The following is a 16,524-nucleotide window of genomic DNA, read 5'->3' on the forward strand; positions in this document are numbered from 1 at the left end:
TTATTAACCACAGAGGCACAGAGGACACAGAGTCAACAAAAGCTATCCGCAGATGATGGTGATTTTCACTGAACAAAGCTAAAAAGACTGCAACGACAAGACGCCTCATTTCATTAGGTGCTACTCGGAGTAATCTGCGACTATCTGTGTAATCTGCGGATTAATACTCTTTGTGCCTCTGTGGTTATATTTTCACTAAAATCCCATGAAAGCTGCGGATAAAAACTCAAGAATCGGTCTTTGATATAGTGCGCAGTTTTTCCGCCAGGGCCTGAGTATCAGTATCGTGCTGTTCGCGCGGGCGCAGTGTAGAGACAGTGCTGATGGTTTGTTTGATTTGTTGCATATAACGACGACAGCAACTGCAGATCACCAAATGCAAAAACAAGCCAATCCGCTTGCGCAGCGGCAGATCGCCATCAAGGTAGTTGCTGGCTTCTTCAGCGATATCTTTACATTCAAACATCGTTCTAGCTTTCCTGATACTTTTCTATACTGTGGTGCAATGCCGTCCGCGCCCGATGCAACAGGACTCGTGCATTAGACGCAGAGATATCCAGAATGTTACAGATTTCTGTCATCTCCAGACCTTCCATATCAGACATGGTCAATACAGCCCGCTGATGCGGCGGCAATTTCTGATAGGTTTTTTCAATCACGTCACGTAACTGATCGTTCTGCAGCAAAGCTTCAGGCGTATCCATATTCCACTGCAGGACATCATCAATACGGTGGCCACGATGGTCGAATTTATAGTCGGGTTCAGCTTGCCAGCCGTCATCAAGTGATAATTGTCGGCTTTCCCGGCGCAGGCGAGTTTTGGCACCGTTACTGGTGATTTGCAAAAGCCAGGTTTTCAAAGTGGCGCGGCCTTCAAAACGCGGCAATGCTTTTATCGCCGAAATCCAGGCCTCCTGGACCACCTCATCGGCAAAGGCTTCACCAATAATGGCCCGCGCTACTGACAGCATAATGCTGTGGTACTGAGTAACAACATAGTCAAAGGCAGCAGCATCGCCCGCGATCAGCGCTGCAATCAGCTTTTCCTGGTCCATTTGCTGGGGCGGTGCATTTTTTTTCATTCCGTTTGTAACAATCACCGATCACAAAAGTCTATGGTAGCAAGACTGGCTGATGAATAGCTGGTTGTTTTTGTTCTGACATAGAAGGATATAACCATGAGTAACAAGAAAACATCAATCGCAATTGCCGCCAGTGCTGCCATGACGGCAGGTCTGGCTCTGTCACCAAGCATTGCCAGCGCAGAAAACCCGTTTGCTGCTCAGGAACTGTCTAACGGTTACATGCAACTGGCTGAACACCATGCAGAAGAAGGTAAGTGTGGTGAAGCCAAATGTGGCGGCGACAAGAAAACTGAAGAAGGCAAATGTGGTGAAGCCAAATGCGGCGCCGATAAGAAAGCCGAAGAAGGCAAATGCGGCGGCGATAAAAAAATGGATGAAGGTAAATGCGGCGAAGCCAAATGTGGTGGTAACAAATAAGTTATCAGCCCGCCTTTATGGACCGAATAAGGGCTCGCAAGAGCCCTTATTCACTTTAAGGAAAACATATCATGTGGCTAACAAAACTGGGCTGCGGCCTGCACAAGCTGCTGAATAGCACCCGACAAGTCGACTTTCTGGCACCGCTGCTGCTGAGATTGTATCTGGCACCGGTTTTCTGGGTGGCTGCCAACAACAAATGGAATCCGTTTGATGCTGACAGCTCGCTGGAAAACACCATCGCCTGGTTCGCCAATCCGGATTGGGGGCTGGGCCTGCCGTTTCCGGAAGTGATGGCCTACCTGGCCTGGGGGGCCGAGTATGTCGGCGCCATCGCTCTGATTCTGGGGCTTGCTGTGCGCTGGACAGCGATACCACTGATGGTCACGATGGTCGTGGCTGCAGTGTCGGTACACTGGCAAAACGGCTGGCAGGCCATCCATGACAAGATGAGTCCGTTTGCTTCAGACAATGTAGATGGCGCTATTGAAAGACTGGATGCGGCCCGTTCCATTTTGCAGGAACACGGTCACTACGACTGGCTGACCGAGACCGGCAACTTCGTGGTGCTCAACAACGGAATTGAATTTGCGGCAACTTATTTTGTCATGTTGTTGGTGCTGTTTTTTATCGGGGCCGGAAAGTATCTGAGCCTGGATTACTGGATTGTCAGCCAATGCCAACACAACAGAGGTGATTCAAATGTTGATTAGACGCAGGAAACCCTGGGATCTGCCGGAGTCGGAAGTCACCGATTACAAGGTCTACAAAAACCGTCGCCAGTTCCTCAATACTTCGATCACTGCCGGACTGGCCCTGGCCGCTGCGCCATCTATCGGTCTGGGTAAGCCGGTCGATGAACTGCAGGTTTACAAGGATCTCAAACCCAGTCCGTTTTCTACTGATGAAGAGAAAACCACCTTTGAGGCCATCACTACCTACAATAATTTTTATGAGTTCGGTACCGGCAAGGAGGATCCTTCGCTCTATGCCACCGAGTTTCCGGATGAGTCGCAAATCTGGAAGGTGGAAATCGACGGTGAATGCGACAACCCCGGTGTCTACGAATACGATGATCTGGTCAAGCCGTTCACGATGGAAGAGCGCATCTACCGGATGCGTTGTGTCGAAGGCTGGTCAATGGTGATCCCCTGGATTGGCTTCCCGCTGGCCGAGCTGTTAAAACGCGCCAAACCCAACTCCAAAGCTAAATACGTGGAGTTCACCACGCTTTATGATCCTGAGCAGATGCCCGGCCAAAACCGCGATGTGCTGGAGTGGCCTTATGTTGAGGGGCTTCGCATGGATGAAGCGATGAACCCGCTGACTATGATTTCGGTGGGGCTCTACGGTAAAGAATTGCTGGGGCAGAACGGTGCGCCATTGCGGCTGGTCGTGCCCTGGAAATATGGTTTCAAGAGTATTAAGTCGGTGGTGCGGATCCGCTTCGTTGAAGAGATGCCTCAAACGGCATGGATGAAAGCCAATGCCAATGAGTATGGCTTTTACTCCAACGTGAACCCCAATGTGAATCACCCGCGCTGGAGTCAGCGCCGTGAACGTCGCATCGGTGAGTTTCTCAAGCGCGATACTTTGATGTTTAACGGATATGGTGACTACGTTGCTGAGCTCTATTCAGGCATGGACCTCAAACGCTATTTCTAACGACAATAAGGGCAGTTTTATCAGGCTTAGCCACCTCAAGGTGCTGGTATTTCTGATCTGCCTTTATCCGTTGTTTTACATGACCTGGGGGTTTTTCACCCACCAACTGGGTGCCAACCCGATTGAGGCTGTGACCCGTGATAGTGGTCTGTGGGGGCTGCGCTTCCTGTTGATTACGCTGTGCGTGACCCCGTTGCGCTGGCTGACCGGCATTAACCAGTTGGTACGCTTCCGCCGTATGCTGGGCTTATTCGCCTTTTTCTATGCCACCGTGCATATGCTGCTTTACCTGGGCCTGGATCAGTTTTTCAACTGGTATGAAATCTGGCTCGATATTATCAAACGGCCGTTTATTACCGTGGGGTTCATCAACTTTATAGCCCTGTTGCCGCTGGTATTCACCTCCACCAACAAAATGGTCAAACGCCTCGGTGGCCGTCGCTGGAAAAAGCTGCACAAGCTGACTTATTTTGTTGCCGCTGCCGCCTGTATTCACTTCCTGATGCTGATCAAGGCGGATATCCGTGAACCGGTGATTTATATCATCATTCTTACCGGTTTGCTGGGCGTGCGTCTGCTGCATCATCTGCGGCAGAAAAAGCTCAGCGCCCAGTAAATCCTCACGCTACTTATCATCGCTGTTGCTGACGCCAGTCTGCTAGTTTGGCGATAGCGATTGTGTGTGAATTCCTATACCCTGAGATTTTCGCAAACTTTGCTCATGCACCGTCATCGATGACGGTGATCTAAGCACCGGTCAGACAAGAAATTTCTCGCTGTAATGGCCGCTAAGCGGCGCTTCAGACGGCTGTTGGAAAGATGAAATCTGGCAAAAGCTGTTACAATGTTGCGCTGTTATTCATCGCGTTATGATTTAAGAAGGTATTTATGACTGATTTTGTCGATCACGATCCACAGGAAACTCAGGAATGGCTTGACGCGCTCGAGTCTGTGATTGAGGCCGGTGGTGAAGAAAAAGCGCACTTTATCATTGAAAAACTCATTGATATGGCACGCCGTACCGGGATTAACCTGCCGTACAGCGCCAACACTGCCTACGTCAACACGATTCCGGTTGATCAGCAAGAACGCATCCCTGGTGATCAGGCGATGGAACACAGACTCAGATCGTATATTCGCTGGAATGCGATGGCGATGGTGGTTAAAGCCAATATGAAACCCGGCTCGGTCGGCGGTCATATTGCCAGCTTCTCTTCTGCCGCCACCCTTTACGATGTCGGCTTCAATCATTTTTATAAAGGCGATAACTACGGTAACGGCGCCGATATGGTGTTCTTCCAGGGCCACTCGGCACCCGGTATTTACGCCCGCTCTTTCCTTGAGGGCCGGCTGAGCGAAGAACAGCTGGAAAACTTCCGTTTCGAATCTGACGGCAAAGGGCTGTCATCCTACCCTCACCCCTGGTTGATGCCGGATTACTGGCAGTTCCCGACCGTATCAATGGGGCTGGGCCCGATCCTGGCGATTTACCAGGCGCGCTTCATGAAATACATGCAGCACCGTGAGATTGTGGCCACTGAAGGCCGTCATGTCTGGGCTTACCTGGGTGACGGTGAAATGGACGAACCGGAATCATTGGGTGCGATTACCCTGGCCGGTCGTGAAAAACTCGACAACCTGATATACGTTGTTAACTGTAACTTGCAGCGTCTCGACGGCCCGGTTCGCGGTAACGGCAAGATCATCCAGGAACTGGAAGGCCTGTTCCGTGGCGCCGGCTGGAACGTGGTCAAAGTCATCTGGGGTAGCGGCTGGGATCAGTTGCTGGCACGTGACACCAAAGGCCTGCTGCTCAAGCGCATGGAAGAAGTGGTCGACGGTGAATACCAGAACTACAAGGCCAAAGACGGCGCCTATGTGCGTAAACACTTCTTTGGTAAATATCCGGAACTGCTGGATATGGTGTCCGATATGACCGACGAGGATATCTGGCACCTGTCCCGTGGAGGTCACGATCCCCGCAAGATCTACGCGGCTTACAAGCGCGCGGTGGAACACACTGGTCAGCCGACCGTGATCCTGGCGAAAACCGTGAAAGGTTATGGCATGGGTGAAGCCGGTGAAGGTCAGAACACCACTCACCAGCAGAAGAAACTGGAACTGGAGCAGATGAAACGCTTCCGTGACCGTTTCAATATCCCGGTTTCTGATGAAGATATTGATGAAATTCCGTTCATCAAGCTCAAGGACGACAGTCCCGAGAAACAATATTTGATGCAACGCCGTGAAGAGCTGGGCGGTCCGCTGCCCAAGCGCAATAATGAAGCGCCGGCATTGGAAATCCCTGAACTGAAAGCGTTTGACGCGGTGCTGAAATCCAGTGGTGACCGTGAGTTGTCTACCACGATGGCATTTGTCCGTATTCTGACCGCGTTGATCCGCGACAAGAAGATCGGCAAAAACATTGTACCAATCGTGCCGGACGAAGCCCGTACCTTCGGTATGGAAGGCCTGTTCCGTAGCGTCGGTATCTACTCGTCTTCTGGTCAGCGTTACGAGCCGGAAGATTCCGGTAAGGTCATGTGGTACCGCGAAGATACCAAGGGCCAGATCCTGGAAGAGGGCATTAACGAAGCCGGCTCCATGGCCGAGTGGATATCTGCTGCGACCGCCTACAGCAACTATGGCGTCAACATGGTGCCGTTCTACATCTATTACTCGATGTTCGGTGTTCAGCGTGTCGGCGACCTGTGGTGGCTGGCCGGTGATATTCAGGCCCGTGGCTTCCTGATTGGCGGTACCGCCGGTCGGACTACGCTGAACGGCGAAGGTCTGCAGCATCAGGATGGTCACAACCTGCTGATGGCGAATACCATTCCTAACTGTGTCAGTTATGACCCGACTTATGCGTATGAAGTCGCCGTCATTGTGCATGACGGTATGAAACGCATGTACGAACAGCAGGAGAACGTGTTCTATTACCTGACCGCGATGAACGAAAACTACCAGCATCCTGCACTGCCGGAAGGCGCTGAGGAAGGCATTATCAAGGGCATGTACAAACTCAGACAGGGCGGCAAGCACAAGCTGAAAGCCCAGCTGCTGGGTAGTGGCACGATTCTGCGTGAAGTGGAAGCCGCTGCTGAGATGCTGGAAAAAGACTGGAAAGTGGCCTCTACCGTGTGGAGCGCGACCAGTATTAACGAGTTGACCCGTGACGGTCAGGAAGTGGATCGCTTCAACCGTCTTAATCCGGGTGCTGACAAGAAACAAAGCTATGTGGCGCAATGCCTGGAAAAAGAGCCGGGCGTGGTGGTTGCCGCAACCGACTACATCCGCATTTATGCCGAGCAGATTCGTCCGTGGATCAAAGCGCCATACACGGTGCTGGGTACTGATGGCTTTGGCCGCAGTGATACCCGCGAGAAGCTGCGTAGTTTCTTTGAAGTCGACCGCTACCATGTTGTCGTCGCGACCTTGAGCACATTGGCCGAGCAGGGTGAAATCAAACCTGACGTTGTCGCCGATGCGATCAAGAAATACGACATCAATGCGGAAGCAATCAACCCGGTTAAGGCTTAAACAATGGCAGATTTGATTGAAATTAAAGTACCCGATATTGGTGACTTCGACGAGGTTGAGATCATTGAGGTGCTGGTTGCCGAGGGTGACAGCATTGATGACCAGCAGGAAGTCATCACCGTAGAGTCCGACAAGGCGATGATGGAGATCCCCGCTGACAGCGGTGGTGTGGTCAAAGAGCTGAAAGTCAAAGTCGGCGATAAAGTCAGTGAAGGCACTGTGATCGCGCTGGTTGAGGCTGAAGGTGGCGCCGCTCCCGCAGCTGAAGAAAAGCCCGCTGAAGAGCCGGCTCCGGCAGCGAAAGCGAAACCCGAAGCGCCCAAGCAGGAAGAAAAACCGGCCCCCGCGCCGGCAGCGCCTGCATCACAGCCAGCACCGGCAGAGCAGCAGGAGCTGACCGAATCGATTCCTTATGCGCCTGATACCAAATCCGGTATCCGCCGTGCGCATGCCTCACCGTCGATTCGCCGTTTTGCCCGTGAACTGGGCGTAGTGCTGTCGTCTGTGACCGGTACCGGCCCCAAAGGCCGTATTACCCGTGAAGACGTGCAGGGCTATGTTAAGAACGCGCTGCAGCAACCGGCAGCCGCACCGGCCCAGGCTGGCAGCGGTATTCCTTCTGTACCGACGGTTAACTTTGAACAGTTCGGCGATATCGAAACCGAAGAGCTGTCACGCATCAAGAAGATCTCCGGCAAGCATTTGCATGCCTGCTGGCTGAATATTCCGCATGTGACGCAGTTTGATGAAGCTGATATCACCGAGCTGGAAAAATTCCGCAAAGAAAACAAACAGATGGCTAAAGACAAGGGCGTTAACCTGACGCCGCTGGTCTTTATTATGAAAGCTGTGGTGGCCTGTCTGAAAGAATATCCGGAATTCAATGCGTCGCTGAGCGAAGACAAAGAAAGCCTGATCTACAAGCAGTACTACAACATCGGTGTGGCGGTTGATACGCCCAACGGTTTGATGGTGCCGGTGATCAAGGATGTCGATAAGAAAGGCTTCCTGGAACTGGCCGGTGAGCTGGGTGAAATCAGCCAGCGTGCCCGTGACGGTGCTTTGAGTGCCAAGGACATGCAGGGCGGGACTTTCTCAATTTCCAGTCTGGGCGGTATCGGTGGTCAGTATTTCACCCCGATTGTGAATGCGCCGGAAGTCGCCATTCTGGGCGTCAGCCGTCACAGTATGAAGCCGGTTTGGAACGGTGAAGAGTTCGAACCTCGCCTGATGCTGCCATTATCCATCTCCTACGATCACCGCGTGATTGACGGCGCCGCCGGTGCCCGTTTCACCGTGATGCTGAGCCAGATGTTGTCTGATATCAGGAAGGTGCTGCTATGAGTTTGATCGAGGTTAAAGTCCCCGATATCGGCGATTTTGATGCCGTAGAAATTATTGATGTGCTGGTCAGCGAAGGCGAAGAGGTCAGCGAAAACCAGGACATTATTACCCTGGAATCTGACAAGGCGGCGATGGAAATCCCGACCACGGTCAGTGGTAAAGTGGCCGAGTTGAAAGTCTCGGTCGGCGATAAAGTCAGTGAAGGCGATGTGATTCTGACCGTAGAAGCGGCTGAAGCCTCTGATACTGCGGAAGATGACAAAGCAGAGACCGCTGAAGCGCCGAAAGAAGAAAGTAAACCTGCTCCAGCGCCAACGCCAGCGTCTGCACCGGCCGGTGATGCTGATATGCACGCTGAAGTGCTGGTGCTGGGTTCCGGTCCCGGTGGATACACCGCGGCTTTCCGTGCCGCTGATCTGGGCAAAAAAGTTATCATGGTTGAGCGCCACGAACGTATCGGCGGTGTCTGTCTGAATGTCGGCTGTATTCCGTCCAAAGCCTTGCTGCATACCGCACAAATCATCAACGAAGCTGATGAAATGGGCGGTCACGGTATCAAGTTCGGCAAGCCTCAGATTGATATCCGCGAACTGGCGACCTGGAAAGAGAGTGTCGTCAAACAACTGACCGGTGGTCTGCAGGGCCTGGCCAAGCAGCGTAAAGTCGATGTGGTTAACGGCACCGGCAGCTTTACCAGCCCCAACACGCTGAAAGTCGAAGGTAAGGATGGCGACAAAACCATTTCCTTTGATAACTGTATTATTGCCGCGGGTTCACGTGTGACCACGATCCCGGTGTTCCCGCACGATGATCCACGAATGATGGATTCTACCGACGCACTGGAACTGGAAGATATTCCCAAACGCCTGCTGGTGATTGGCGGTGGTATTATCGGCATGGAAATGGCCACCGTCTACGATGCGCTGGGTTCAAAAATCACGGTCGTCGAAATGCAGGACAGCCTGATCCCGGGTGCGGACAAAGATATCGTTAAACCGCTGCTGAAACGGGTGCAGGATAAATACGAAAATATTTACCTGAGCACCAAGGTGGCGAACATTGAGCCACTGAAAAAAGGCCTGAAGGTCACATTTGAAGGCAAAGATGCGCCAGAAACAGATACTTTTGACAAGATCCTGGTGGCAGTCGGTCGTACCCCCAACGGCAAACTGATCGATGCCGAAGCTGCCGGTGTTGCCGTCGATGACTGGGGCTTTATTGCCACTGATGGCCAGATGCGCACTAATGTGCCGCATATCTTCGCTATCGGCGATATTGTCGGTCAGCCGATGCTGGCGCACAAAGCGACCCACGAAGGCAAAGTCGCCGCTGAAGTCATTGCCGGTCAGAAATCGGTATTTGAACCGATGACCATTCCGTCCGTGGCTTATACCGATCCGGAAGTGGCGTGGATGGGCATGAGCGAAGACGAGGCCAAGAAAGAAGGTATTGACTACGTGAAAGGTGCCTTCCCCTGGGCTGCCAGTGGCCGTAGCCTGAGTCTGGGCCGTGATGATGGTCTCACCAAGGCGCTGTTTGAAAAAGACAGTGGTCGCCTGATTGGCGCCGGAATCGTCGGCCCTAATGCAGGTGAATTGATTGCTGAAGCGGCACTGGCACTGGAAATGGGCGCTGATGCCGAGGATATCGGCCTCACCATCCATCCGCACCCGACCTTGTCGGAAACCCTGTGTTTCGCTGCGGAAATGGCCGAAGGCAGCATCACTGACCTGATGCCGCCACGCAAGACACTGCATTCCAAGTAATGCCAGTCAGAATCGAAGCGGGGCATGCTGCACAGCTGTGAGCATGCCCCGTTTTTATGTAACACTGTCACGCCATGGCCGTAAAACCCGAACAGTCCCACAATCTTAAACCGCCGCTCAAATGGGCCGGCGGCAAGCGCTGGTTGATTCAGTATTTAAACAAGTACTGGCGCCACCATCGTGACAAACGCTTGGTAGAGCCTTTCTGCGGCGGTCTGTCGGTAGCGCTGGGCCTGAATCCCGACAAAGCCTTGCTTAATGATCTGAATCCGGCTTTGATCAACTTTTACCAGCACCTCAAAGCCGGGCTGGTGATTGATATTGAGATGGTCAATAACGAGCAGGTTTATTACAAAAGCCGGGACACCTTTAACCGCCTTAATGGTAATCCCGAAGCCCGGCTGATGGCGGCGCAGCTGTTTTATTATCTCAACCGCACCGGTTATAACGGCCTGTGCCGTTTCAATAAGAAGGGTGGCTATAACGTGCCATTCGGGCGTTATAAAACCATCAACTACCAGGATGATTTCAGTCACTACCAGCCGGTGTTATCACACTGGCAGTTCAGCAATGTCGATTTTGAACAGCTTGATGTCGCTGATGATGATTTTATTTACGCTGATCCGCCCTATGACACGCCGTTTCGTCAGTATTCCCAGCAGGGTTTTGACTGGGAAGACCAGGTGCGCCTGGCCGAATGGTTGAGTCGTCATCCCGGTCCGGTGGTGTTGTCCAACCAGGCCACTGACCGGATCAAAAAACTTTACCGAGAACTCGGTTTTCGTCTGCGATACCTTGATGCGCCGCGCCTGATCAGTTGCAAGGGCAATGAGCGTCAAGCCGTCAAAGAAGTGCTTGCGCTGCGCGGACTTTGATACAATATCGCCTCAATTTTTTATTCAAGAAACGCTTCGCGCTGCCGTTAAACTCCACAATGGACTTAACCGCTTTGCGGGCCCGGATAACAGGAATTTTATTTGCCCATGTCTAAGATTAATAAAGTCGTACTGGCCTACTCAGGCGGCCTCGATACTTCAGTCATTCTAAAGTGGTTGCAGGATAAATATGACGCCGAGGTAGTCACTTTTACTGCCGATCTGGGACAGGGCGAAGAAGTTGAGCCGGCCCGTGCCAAGGCCAAAGCCCTGGGCATTAAAGAAATCTTTATTGAAGATCTGCGCGAAGAGTTTGCCCGTGACTATGTGTTCCCTATGTTCCGTGCCAACGCTATCTACGAAGGCGAATATCTGCTGGGCACGTCCATCGCCCGTCCACTGATTGCCAAGCGTCTGGTTGAAATTGCCCGGGAAACCGGTGCTGAAGCCGTCGCTCACGGTGCGACCGGAAAAGGTAATGATCAGGTTCGGTTTGAACTGGGCGCTTATGCCCTGAATCCTGGCATTAAAGTGATTGCGCCATGGCGTGAGTGGGATCTGCTGTCTCGTCAGAAACTGCTGGATTATGCCGAAAAACACGGCATTCCGGTGGAAATGAAACAGGGCAAGAAGTCGCCATACTCGATGGACGCCAACCTGCTGCATATTTCCTATGAAGGCGGCATTCTGGAAGATCCGTGGGCAGAAGCTGAAGAGTCGATGTGGCGCTGGTCGGTCTCGCCCGAGGCCGCGCCGGATGAACCCACTTATATTGAACTCACATATGAGCACGGTGATATCGTCGCCATTAACGGCGAACGTATGAGCCCGGCGCAGGTGATGACTTACCTGAACAAGGTCGCCGGTGATAACGGCATTGGCCGTCTGGATATCGTTGAAAACCGTTACGTGGGTATGAAATCCCGCGGCTGCTATGAAACCCCGGCCGGTACCGTGATGCTTAAAGCCCACCGTGCGATCGAATCGTTGACTCTGGATCGTGAAGCTGCTCACCTGAAAGACGAGCTGATGCCGCGCTACGCCAAGATCATCTACAACGGCTACTGGTGGGCACCGGAACGCGTCATGTTGCAGGCAATGATTGATGAATCACAGAAAACCGTGAACGGTCAGGTTAGGCTCAAACTCTATAAGGGTAATGTGATTGTCGTCGGACGTGCCTCTGAAAGCGATAGCCTGTTTGATGAATCCATTGCGACCTTTGAAGATGATGCCGGTGCTTATGATCAGAAAGATGCCGAAGGCTTTATCAAGCTGAACGCGCTGCGTTTGAAAATTGCCGGCAGTAAAAAACGCTAATGCGATGCTAAGGAAACTGTAAATGGACTACGACGAATTATCGGATAAAGCCGCCGAATACATGCGGCTGGCATTGCCTCTGATGCGCAAGCATGGCGTGCCGATGACACCCGATAATTACATGGTCTGGTATGAGCATGTGTCAGGTAAGAACGCACAGCTGTCGGAGAAGCTCAATGCCATGCTCTCCGGTGACCCGCGTTTAAGCGAAGCACAGTGTAAAGCGTTGCATGAACAGTTTTTCAACCTGGAAAAAGATCGCAAGGAAGTGATCGAGCTGCGTCTGGAACTGGCTCGGCTAATAAAAGAAGTCATCAACTTTGTCAGCAGCAGTGTTGCTCATAATGACAAAGTGAATCAGCATCTTGATACCCTGCTCAGCCGTGTTGATAGGGAGATGACACCCCAGCAGATCCATGAAATTGTTGATGAAATCCTCAATGAAACCCGGATAGCGATCAACAATGGAGAACTGCTGACTGAACGTCTCAACACTGCCATGGTGGAAGTCAACAAGCTCAAGCAGGAACTGGAACAGACCAAGCGTGAAGCGAAAACCGATACCCTGACCGGACTGGCCAATCGCAAGGCTTTTGATGACTTGGTAAGTAAAGTAACCGATGATGCCGACAGCAGTGGCCTAGATGTCTGCCTGCTATTCTGCGATCTGGATAATTTCAAGGATATTAACGACAACCATGGCCATCTGGTGGGTGACCAGGTGCTGAAAGTGATTGCCAACGCTTTGCGCGACTGTGTCAAAGGTCGGGATCTGGTCGCCCGTTACGGCGGCGAGGAGTTCTCGATTATTCTGCTTAATACCAGTTTGCAGAATGCTAAGACCGTCGCTGATAATATTCGTCAGGAAGTGGCTGCCAAACGCATTCAGCGTAAAGATACGCAACAGTCCCTGGGGCAAATCACTATCTCCTTCGGTGTCGCCCGCTATGTAGCAACAGAAGGCGTGGAGAGCTTTATGCAGCGGGCTGACCGTGCCCTTTATATGTCCAAACGGAAAGGGCGCAACTGCGTATCAGAAGCGCCCCCGCCGACTATATAAGCTTAAAGATCGCCAACACTGTGGCGACAGGTCTTCAAGAACACTTAGTTACTTTTCTGCTGGCTTTTAGGAAAGCTGTCTTCAAATAACACCTCTTCCAGCGCTAACTGGCCGGCACGGGGTCGTGCTTCCTGTTTGGCTTTACCAATGGTGATCATCATCACGATGATATGGTCATGAGGCAGGTCGATGATCCGGGCTACCTTGTCAAAATCAAAACCGTCCATCGGGCAGGAATCATAGCCCATTTCTCTCGCCAGCAGCATGATACTGGTGGCGGCAATCCCGGCAGAGCGAAAGCATTCATCACGCATGCCCTGATGATGGTTGGTGTAGAAATTCTCTATCGCAGGCAGCATGAAATCCTGCACTTCCTTGGGGGCATTGCGCCAATAGCGCTGTGGGTCCTTTTCCCAGGCGTTGAGATCGGCACAAAGCACCAGCAGCATGGAGGCTTCAGTGACTTGCGTTTGTCCCCAGGCCGCTTCCTGGATCAGCGCGCGCTTTTCCTCATCCACGACGTTGACGAAGCGCCAGTGTTGCAGATTAAAAGCAGTGGGCGACAGGATCACATGTTCCATCAGATCCTGGACTTCCGCCTCGCTCATCTGATGATCAGGGTCATAGTGCTTCACTGACCGTCGACTGACGATCGCTTCTTTTACGTTCATAAAGGCTCTTGATTAATTAGATAATTCGACTTTCAGATAGAGGATCTGAGACTGTCCGCTGTGGCTGCGATAGGTGCTCACGCCATCCTGCTGTATCATCGCTTTGTCTGAGATACGGCCGATTTCCAGCCATTCACCGACTTGGCCGCTGACAGTGGTAATGAGGTCGCTGGCGTTGATATCCCCATCAACTCGAGACAGCTTACTGAAGAAAGGGTGAATTTCAACCCTGACCCTGCCGTCGGGCAATAATTGTGGTAATGCCTGAAAGCCATTCTCAGTGGAGATATAGCGGGTTTCTTCGGCTACAGCAACACCACGCGGCCCCCGGAAGATTAACTGCTGTTGTTCCGGCATCGACTCACCCAGGCTGATAGAGACTGGGTAGCCGGCCACAGTCCGGGCCCGGTATTGCTGATTGAGATCATTGTGGTCGCGGGTAGACCAGCGGTTGATGCTGACCGCAGCGTCGATATCATCATCCACCCCAATCTCGACCCGGTTTTCACCGCCACGTTGCTGCTTGAGTTCGTGGCTGCTGCGACGCACGCTGATCATTAGACCTTGTTGCGGCTTGTCGAGCTGGTCCACCAGTTGCTGCACATTAGCCAGGGTGGCACGGTCAGACTTCAGGATCAGGGTATCGTTATAAGCGCGTATGGTAGCGGTGTCAGGGACAAACGCTTCAATCTCTGGCAACAGTTCGCTGGCCAGACGGTGCTTGAGCGTGATGCTGTGAATGCTGTCAGCCAGTGCCCATGACGACAGCAGCAGGGTGATGAGCATGAGGGCCGATTTCATAGGTGTAAACGCCTTGTATTGCGGTCCGGTTTGCTCAGATTCCAGATTTCTTCAAATTCCTGCTGCATGTCTTTGACCTCCGCAGGTGCATGTTTTTCTATCCGGCCCCGATAGCGCTCTGCATTGGGACAAAACAGATAGGCGGTGCCATCAACCAGTATGAATTGCTGGCGCAGATCGTGATGCTTACGGTCAGCAATATGAATGCTGATACTACTGGTTAGTCTCTGTGCCAGCGGCAGGATCTGGTGGCTATTAACCACGTTTTTCTGGGTATCAATCACCACTATTCGGACTTGTGTTCGCCGGCTGTGACGGCAGAAGGCGCTGATGGCTTCAATTACCTCACTGTTGTCGAGCAGGACCGGGTCGATCAGCGGGCCAAAAAAACAGATTTCACGGCGTGCATTTTTAATCAGCTCGAAAGCCAGCCGGGCCGCTTGTTCCCGACTGTCAAAGCGAATCAGATTGTCTTCAGTCGCACGCTCGCTGGTCATGGTTATCCATTTCTGGCCTGTTCGGCCGCATTACCCAGGTAAGTGGCAGGAGTCATCGCCTTGAGGCTGGCTTTGGCTTCTTCCGGCAAATCCAGGCCATTAATAAAGTCCTGCATGATTTCCCTGTTAACACGTTGACCACGCGTCAGCTCTTTGAGTTTCTCGTAGGGGTTCTCAATGCCATAGCGACGCATCACAGTCTGAATTGGTTCGGCCAGCAATTCCCAGTTGGCATCCAGATCAGCCGCCATGACTTCCGGTGCCGGTTCCAGCTTGCTGATACCTTTCAATGCCGAGCTGTAAGAGAGTACCGAGTGGGCAAAACCGACACCCAGATTACGCAGCACGGTAGAGTCGGTCAGATCCCGCTGCCAGCGTGAAATGGGCAGTTTCAAAGCCAGGTGATCGAACACCGCATTGGCAATGCCTAAGTTACCTTCGGCATTTTCGAAATCGATAGGATTCACCTTGTGGGGCATGGTCGATGAACCGATTTCGCCCTTGACGGTTTTCTGTTTGAAGTATCCGATAGAGATATAGCTCCAGACATCGCGGCAGAAATCGATCAGCACGGTGTTAAATCGAATCATCGCCTGGAACAGTTCGGCGACATAATCATGCGGCTCGATCTGAGTGGTGTACTGGTTCCAGCGCAGACCCAGGCCAGTGACAAAGGCATGTGCCATCATTGGCCAGTCCACTTCCGGGTAGGCAGCATAGTGGGCATTGTAGTTACCCACCGCGCCGTTCATCTTGCCGTAGAGCAATACCGCAGCGACATGGGTGCGTTGCAGTTCCAGCCGCTGAACCACATTGGCCAGTTCCTTGCCCAGCGTAGTAGGCGAGGCCGGCTGACCGTGAGTGCGTGACATCATCGGTGTGTCGACATGCTGCTGGGCCAGTTTGCGAATGGCAGCAATGACAGTATCCATTTCCGGCAGGATCACCTGTTCGCGGGCATTTTTCAGCATAATGCCGTAGGCCGTGTTATTGATGTCTTCCGAGGTGCAGGCAAAGTGCACAAACTCGCTGACCGCGTCCAGTTCGGCATTGTCCTTGAATTTCTGTTTGATGAAGTATTCCACGGCTTTAACGTCGTGGTTGGTGGTGCGCTCAATCTCTTTAATACGGGCGGCATCGTCCACAGAGAAATTGGCAATCATGTCGTTGATGAAAGCTTCTGCCGTCTCGCTGAGTTTAGGCACTTCTTCAATCTCAGCGTTGTTACCCAGCAGGTGCAACCAGCGCAGTTCGACTTCGACACGGGCACGCAACAGGCCATATTCACTGAAAAAAGGGCGCAATGCTTCGGTCTTGCCAGCATAGCGACCATCAACCGGGGAAATCGCCGTTAAAGCGGTTAAATCCATGAATACTCCGATGAAACTTAGTTAGAAAATTGTGCGAAATTATATCAGAGTTCGCCGTGCCCCGACGCTTTAAGGTAAAATGCCAGTGTTTGGATTTAAGACTTTTAAGG

At 52.2% G+C, this 16,524-nt stretch carries 16 protein-coding genes; 10 read left to right on the plus strand and 6 right to left on the minus strand.

The features are described 5' to 3' along the window. Positions 1-226: 226 nt before the first annotated feature. Positions 227-466 carry a hypothetical protein gene (locus Q0X64_RS06680; RefSeq protein WP_297810292.1) on the minus strand — a complete coding sequence of 80 codons (240 nt, stop codon included), beginning with the start codon at positions 464-466 and terminating at the stop codon, positions 227-229. Positions 467-470: 4 nt separating this feature from the next. Further along, positions 471-1,082: a sigma-70 family RNA polymerase sigma factor gene (locus Q0X64_RS06685; RefSeq protein ID WP_297810295.1), complete on the minus strand. Its 612-nt coding sequence runs from the start codon at positions 1,080-1,082 to the stop codon at positions 471-473. A 96-nt stretch (positions 1,083-1,178) separates the two neighbouring features. Here Q0X64_RS06685 and Q0X64_RS06690 point away from each other — a divergent pair, with 96 nt between their 5' ends. From Q0X64_RS06690 to Q0X64_RS06735, 10 genes are all read left to right on the plus strand, one after another. After that, positions 1,179-1,502, plus strand: a complete 324-nt coding sequence (locus Q0X64_RS06690; RefSeq protein WP_297810298.1) for a low-complexity protein — start codon at positions 1,179-1,181, stop codon at positions 1,500-1,502. A gap of 71 nt (positions 1,503-1,573) precedes the next feature. After that, the gene (locus Q0X64_RS06695; RefSeq protein ID WP_297810300.1) at positions 1,574-2,215 is read left to right on the plus strand and encodes a DoxX family protein; all 642 of its coding nucleotides are present in this window, start codon (positions 1,574-1,576) and stop codon (positions 2,213-2,215) included. Next, entirely contained in the window at positions 2,205-3,167 is a 963-nt protein-coding gene (gene msrP / locus Q0X64_RS06700) for a protein-methionine-sulfoxide reductase catalytic subunit MsrP (RefSeq protein ID WP_297810303.1), read from the plus strand. Before Q0X64_RS06695 ends, msrP begins: the two co-directional genes overlap by 11 nt. Before the next feature lie 40 nt (positions 3,168-3,207). Further along, on the plus strand, positions 3,208-3,783 hold the full coding sequence (locus Q0X64_RS06705) for a protein-methionine-sulfoxide reductase heme-binding subunit MsrQ (protein ID WP_366517487.1): 576 nt from the start codon (positions 3,208-3,210) through the stop codon (positions 3,781-3,783). Between the two features lie 272 nt (positions 3,784-4,055). Next, positions 4,056-6,710: a pyruvate dehydrogenase (acetyl-transferring), homodimeric type gene (aceE, locus tag Q0X64_RS06710; protein WP_297810306.1), complete on the plus strand. Its 2,655-nt coding sequence runs from the start codon at positions 4,056-4,058 to the stop codon at positions 6,708-6,710. Positions 6,711-6,713: 3 nt separating this feature from the next. Next, on the plus strand, positions 6,714-8,054 hold the full coding sequence (gene aceF / locus Q0X64_RS06715) for a dihydrolipoyllysine-residue acetyltransferase (protein WP_297810309.1): 1,341 nt from the start codon (positions 6,714-6,716) through the stop codon (positions 8,052-8,054). Next, positions 8,051-9,820 (plus strand): dihydrolipoyl dehydrogenase, encoded by a 1,770-nt coding sequence (gene lpdA / locus Q0X64_RS06720; RefSeq protein ID WP_297810311.1) that lies wholly within the window; start codon positions 8,051-8,053, stop codon positions 9,818-9,820. The genes aceF and lpdA overlap by 4 nt, the downstream gene beginning before the upstream one ends. Positions 9,821-9,894: 74 nt before the next feature. Next, on the plus strand, positions 9,895-10,695 hold the full coding sequence (locus tag Q0X64_RS06725; RefSeq protein ID WP_297810314.1) for a Dam family site-specific DNA-(adenine-N6)-methyltransferase: 801 nt from the start codon (positions 9,895-9,897) through the stop codon (positions 10,693-10,695). 108 nt (positions 10,696-10,803) lie between these two features. After that, a complete protein-coding gene (locus Q0X64_RS06730) occupies positions 10,804-12,015 on the plus strand; it encodes an argininosuccinate synthase (protein WP_297810317.1) in 1,212 nt (403 codons plus the stop codon). A 22-nt stretch (positions 12,016-12,037) separates the two neighbouring features. Continuing rightward, positions 12,038-13,075 (plus strand): GGDEF domain-containing protein, encoded by a 1,038-nt coding sequence (locus Q0X64_RS06735; protein WP_297810320.1) that lies wholly within the window; start codon positions 12,038-12,040, stop codon positions 13,073-13,075. A gap of 44 nt (positions 13,076-13,119) precedes the next feature. Here Q0X64_RS06735 and Q0X64_RS06740 read toward each other — a convergent pair whose 3' ends face one another. The 4 genes from Q0X64_RS06740 to purB are packed head-to-tail and all read right to left on the minus strand — an operon-like array spanning position 13,120 to position 16,414. Continuing rightward, complete coding sequence (locus Q0X64_RS06740) at positions 13,120-13,746, minus strand: nitroreductase family protein (protein ID WP_297810323.1); 627 nt, start codon at positions 13,744-13,746, stop codon at positions 13,120-13,122. 12 nt (positions 13,747-13,758) lie between these two features. Next, positions 13,759-14,547, minus strand: coding sequence for a secretin N-terminal domain-containing protein (locus Q0X64_RS06745; RefSeq protein WP_297810326.1), 789 nt, complete (start codon positions 14,545-14,547; stop codon positions 13,759-13,761). Next, on the minus strand, positions 14,544-15,044 hold the full coding sequence (locus tag Q0X64_RS06750; protein ID WP_297810329.1) for a hypothetical protein: 501 nt from the start codon (positions 15,042-15,044) through the stop codon (positions 14,544-14,546). Before Q0X64_RS06750 ends, Q0X64_RS06745 begins: the two co-directional genes overlap by 4 nt. 2 nt (positions 15,045-15,046) lie before the next feature. After that, positions 15,047-16,414 carry an adenylosuccinate lyase gene (purB, locus tag Q0X64_RS06755; protein ID WP_297810332.1) on the minus strand — a complete coding sequence of 456 codons (1,368 nt, stop codon included), beginning with the start codon at positions 16,412-16,414 and terminating at the stop codon, positions 15,047-15,049. Positions 16,415-16,524: the final 110 nt, after the last annotated feature.

Source organism: uncultured Methylophaga sp., from assembly GCF_947259025.1.
Taxonomy (GTDB): domain Bacteria; phylum Pseudomonadota; class Gammaproteobacteria; order Nitrosococcales; family Methylophagaceae; genus Methylophaga.

What these genes read in the sequence shown, in the direction of transcription:
- Q0X64_RS06680 (WP_297810292.1), bottom strand. Translation starts at nt 466, where the DNA reads ATGTTTGAATGTAAAGATATCGCTGAAGAAGCCAGCAACTACCTTGAT.
- Q0X64_RS06685 (WP_297810295.1), bottom strand. Translation starts at nt 1,082, where the DNA reads ATGAAAAAAAATGCACCGCCCCAGCAAATGGACCAGGAAAAGCTGATT.
- Q0X64_RS06690 (WP_297810298.1), top strand. Translation starts at nt 1,179, where the DNA reads ATGAGTAACAAGAAAACATCAATCGCAATTGCCGCCAGTGCTGCCATG.
- Q0X64_RS06695 (WP_297810300.1), top strand. Translation starts at nt 1,574, where the DNA reads ATGTGGCTAACAAAACTGGGCTGCGGCCTGCACAAGCTGCTGAATAGC.
- msrP (WP_297810303.1), top strand. Translation starts at nt 2,205, where the DNA reads ATGTTGATTAGACGCAGGAAACCCTGGGATCTGCCGGAGTCGGAAGTC.
- aceE (WP_297810306.1), top strand. Translation starts at nt 4,056, where the DNA reads ATGACTGATTTTGTCGATCACGATCCACAGGAAACTCAGGAATGGCTT.
- aceF (WP_297810309.1), top strand. Translation starts at nt 6,714, where the DNA reads ATGGCAGATTTGATTGAAATTAAAGTACCCGATATTGGTGACTTCGAC.
- lpdA (WP_297810311.1), top strand. Translation starts at nt 8,051, where the DNA reads ATGAGTTTGATCGAGGTTAAAGTCCCCGATATCGGCGATTTTGATGCC.
- Q0X64_RS06725 (WP_297810314.1), top strand. Translation starts at nt 9,895, where the DNA reads ATGGCCGTAAAACCCGAACAGTCCCACAATCTTAAACCGCCGCTCAAA.
- Q0X64_RS06730 (WP_297810317.1), top strand. Translation starts at nt 10,804, where the DNA reads ATGTCTAAGATTAATAAAGTCGTACTGGCCTACTCAGGCGGCCTCGAT.
- Q0X64_RS06735 (WP_297810320.1), top strand. Translation starts at nt 12,038, where the DNA reads ATGGACTACGACGAATTATCGGATAAAGCCGCCGAATACATGCGGCTG.
- Q0X64_RS06740 (WP_297810323.1), bottom strand. Translation starts at nt 13,746, where the DNA reads ATGAACGTAAAAGAAGCGATCGTCAGTCGACGGTCAGTGAAGCACTAT.
- Q0X64_RS06745 (WP_297810326.1), bottom strand. Translation starts at nt 14,547, where the DNA reads ATGAAATCGGCCCTCATGCTCATCACCCTGCTGCTGTCGTCATGGGCA.
- Q0X64_RS06750 (WP_297810329.1), bottom strand. Translation starts at nt 15,044, where the DNA reads ATGACCAGCGAGCGTGCGACTGAAGACAATCTGATTCGCTTTGACAGT.
- purB (WP_297810332.1), bottom strand. Translation starts at nt 16,414, where the DNA reads ATGGATTTAACCGCTTTAACGGCGATTTCCCCGGTTGATGGTCGCTAT.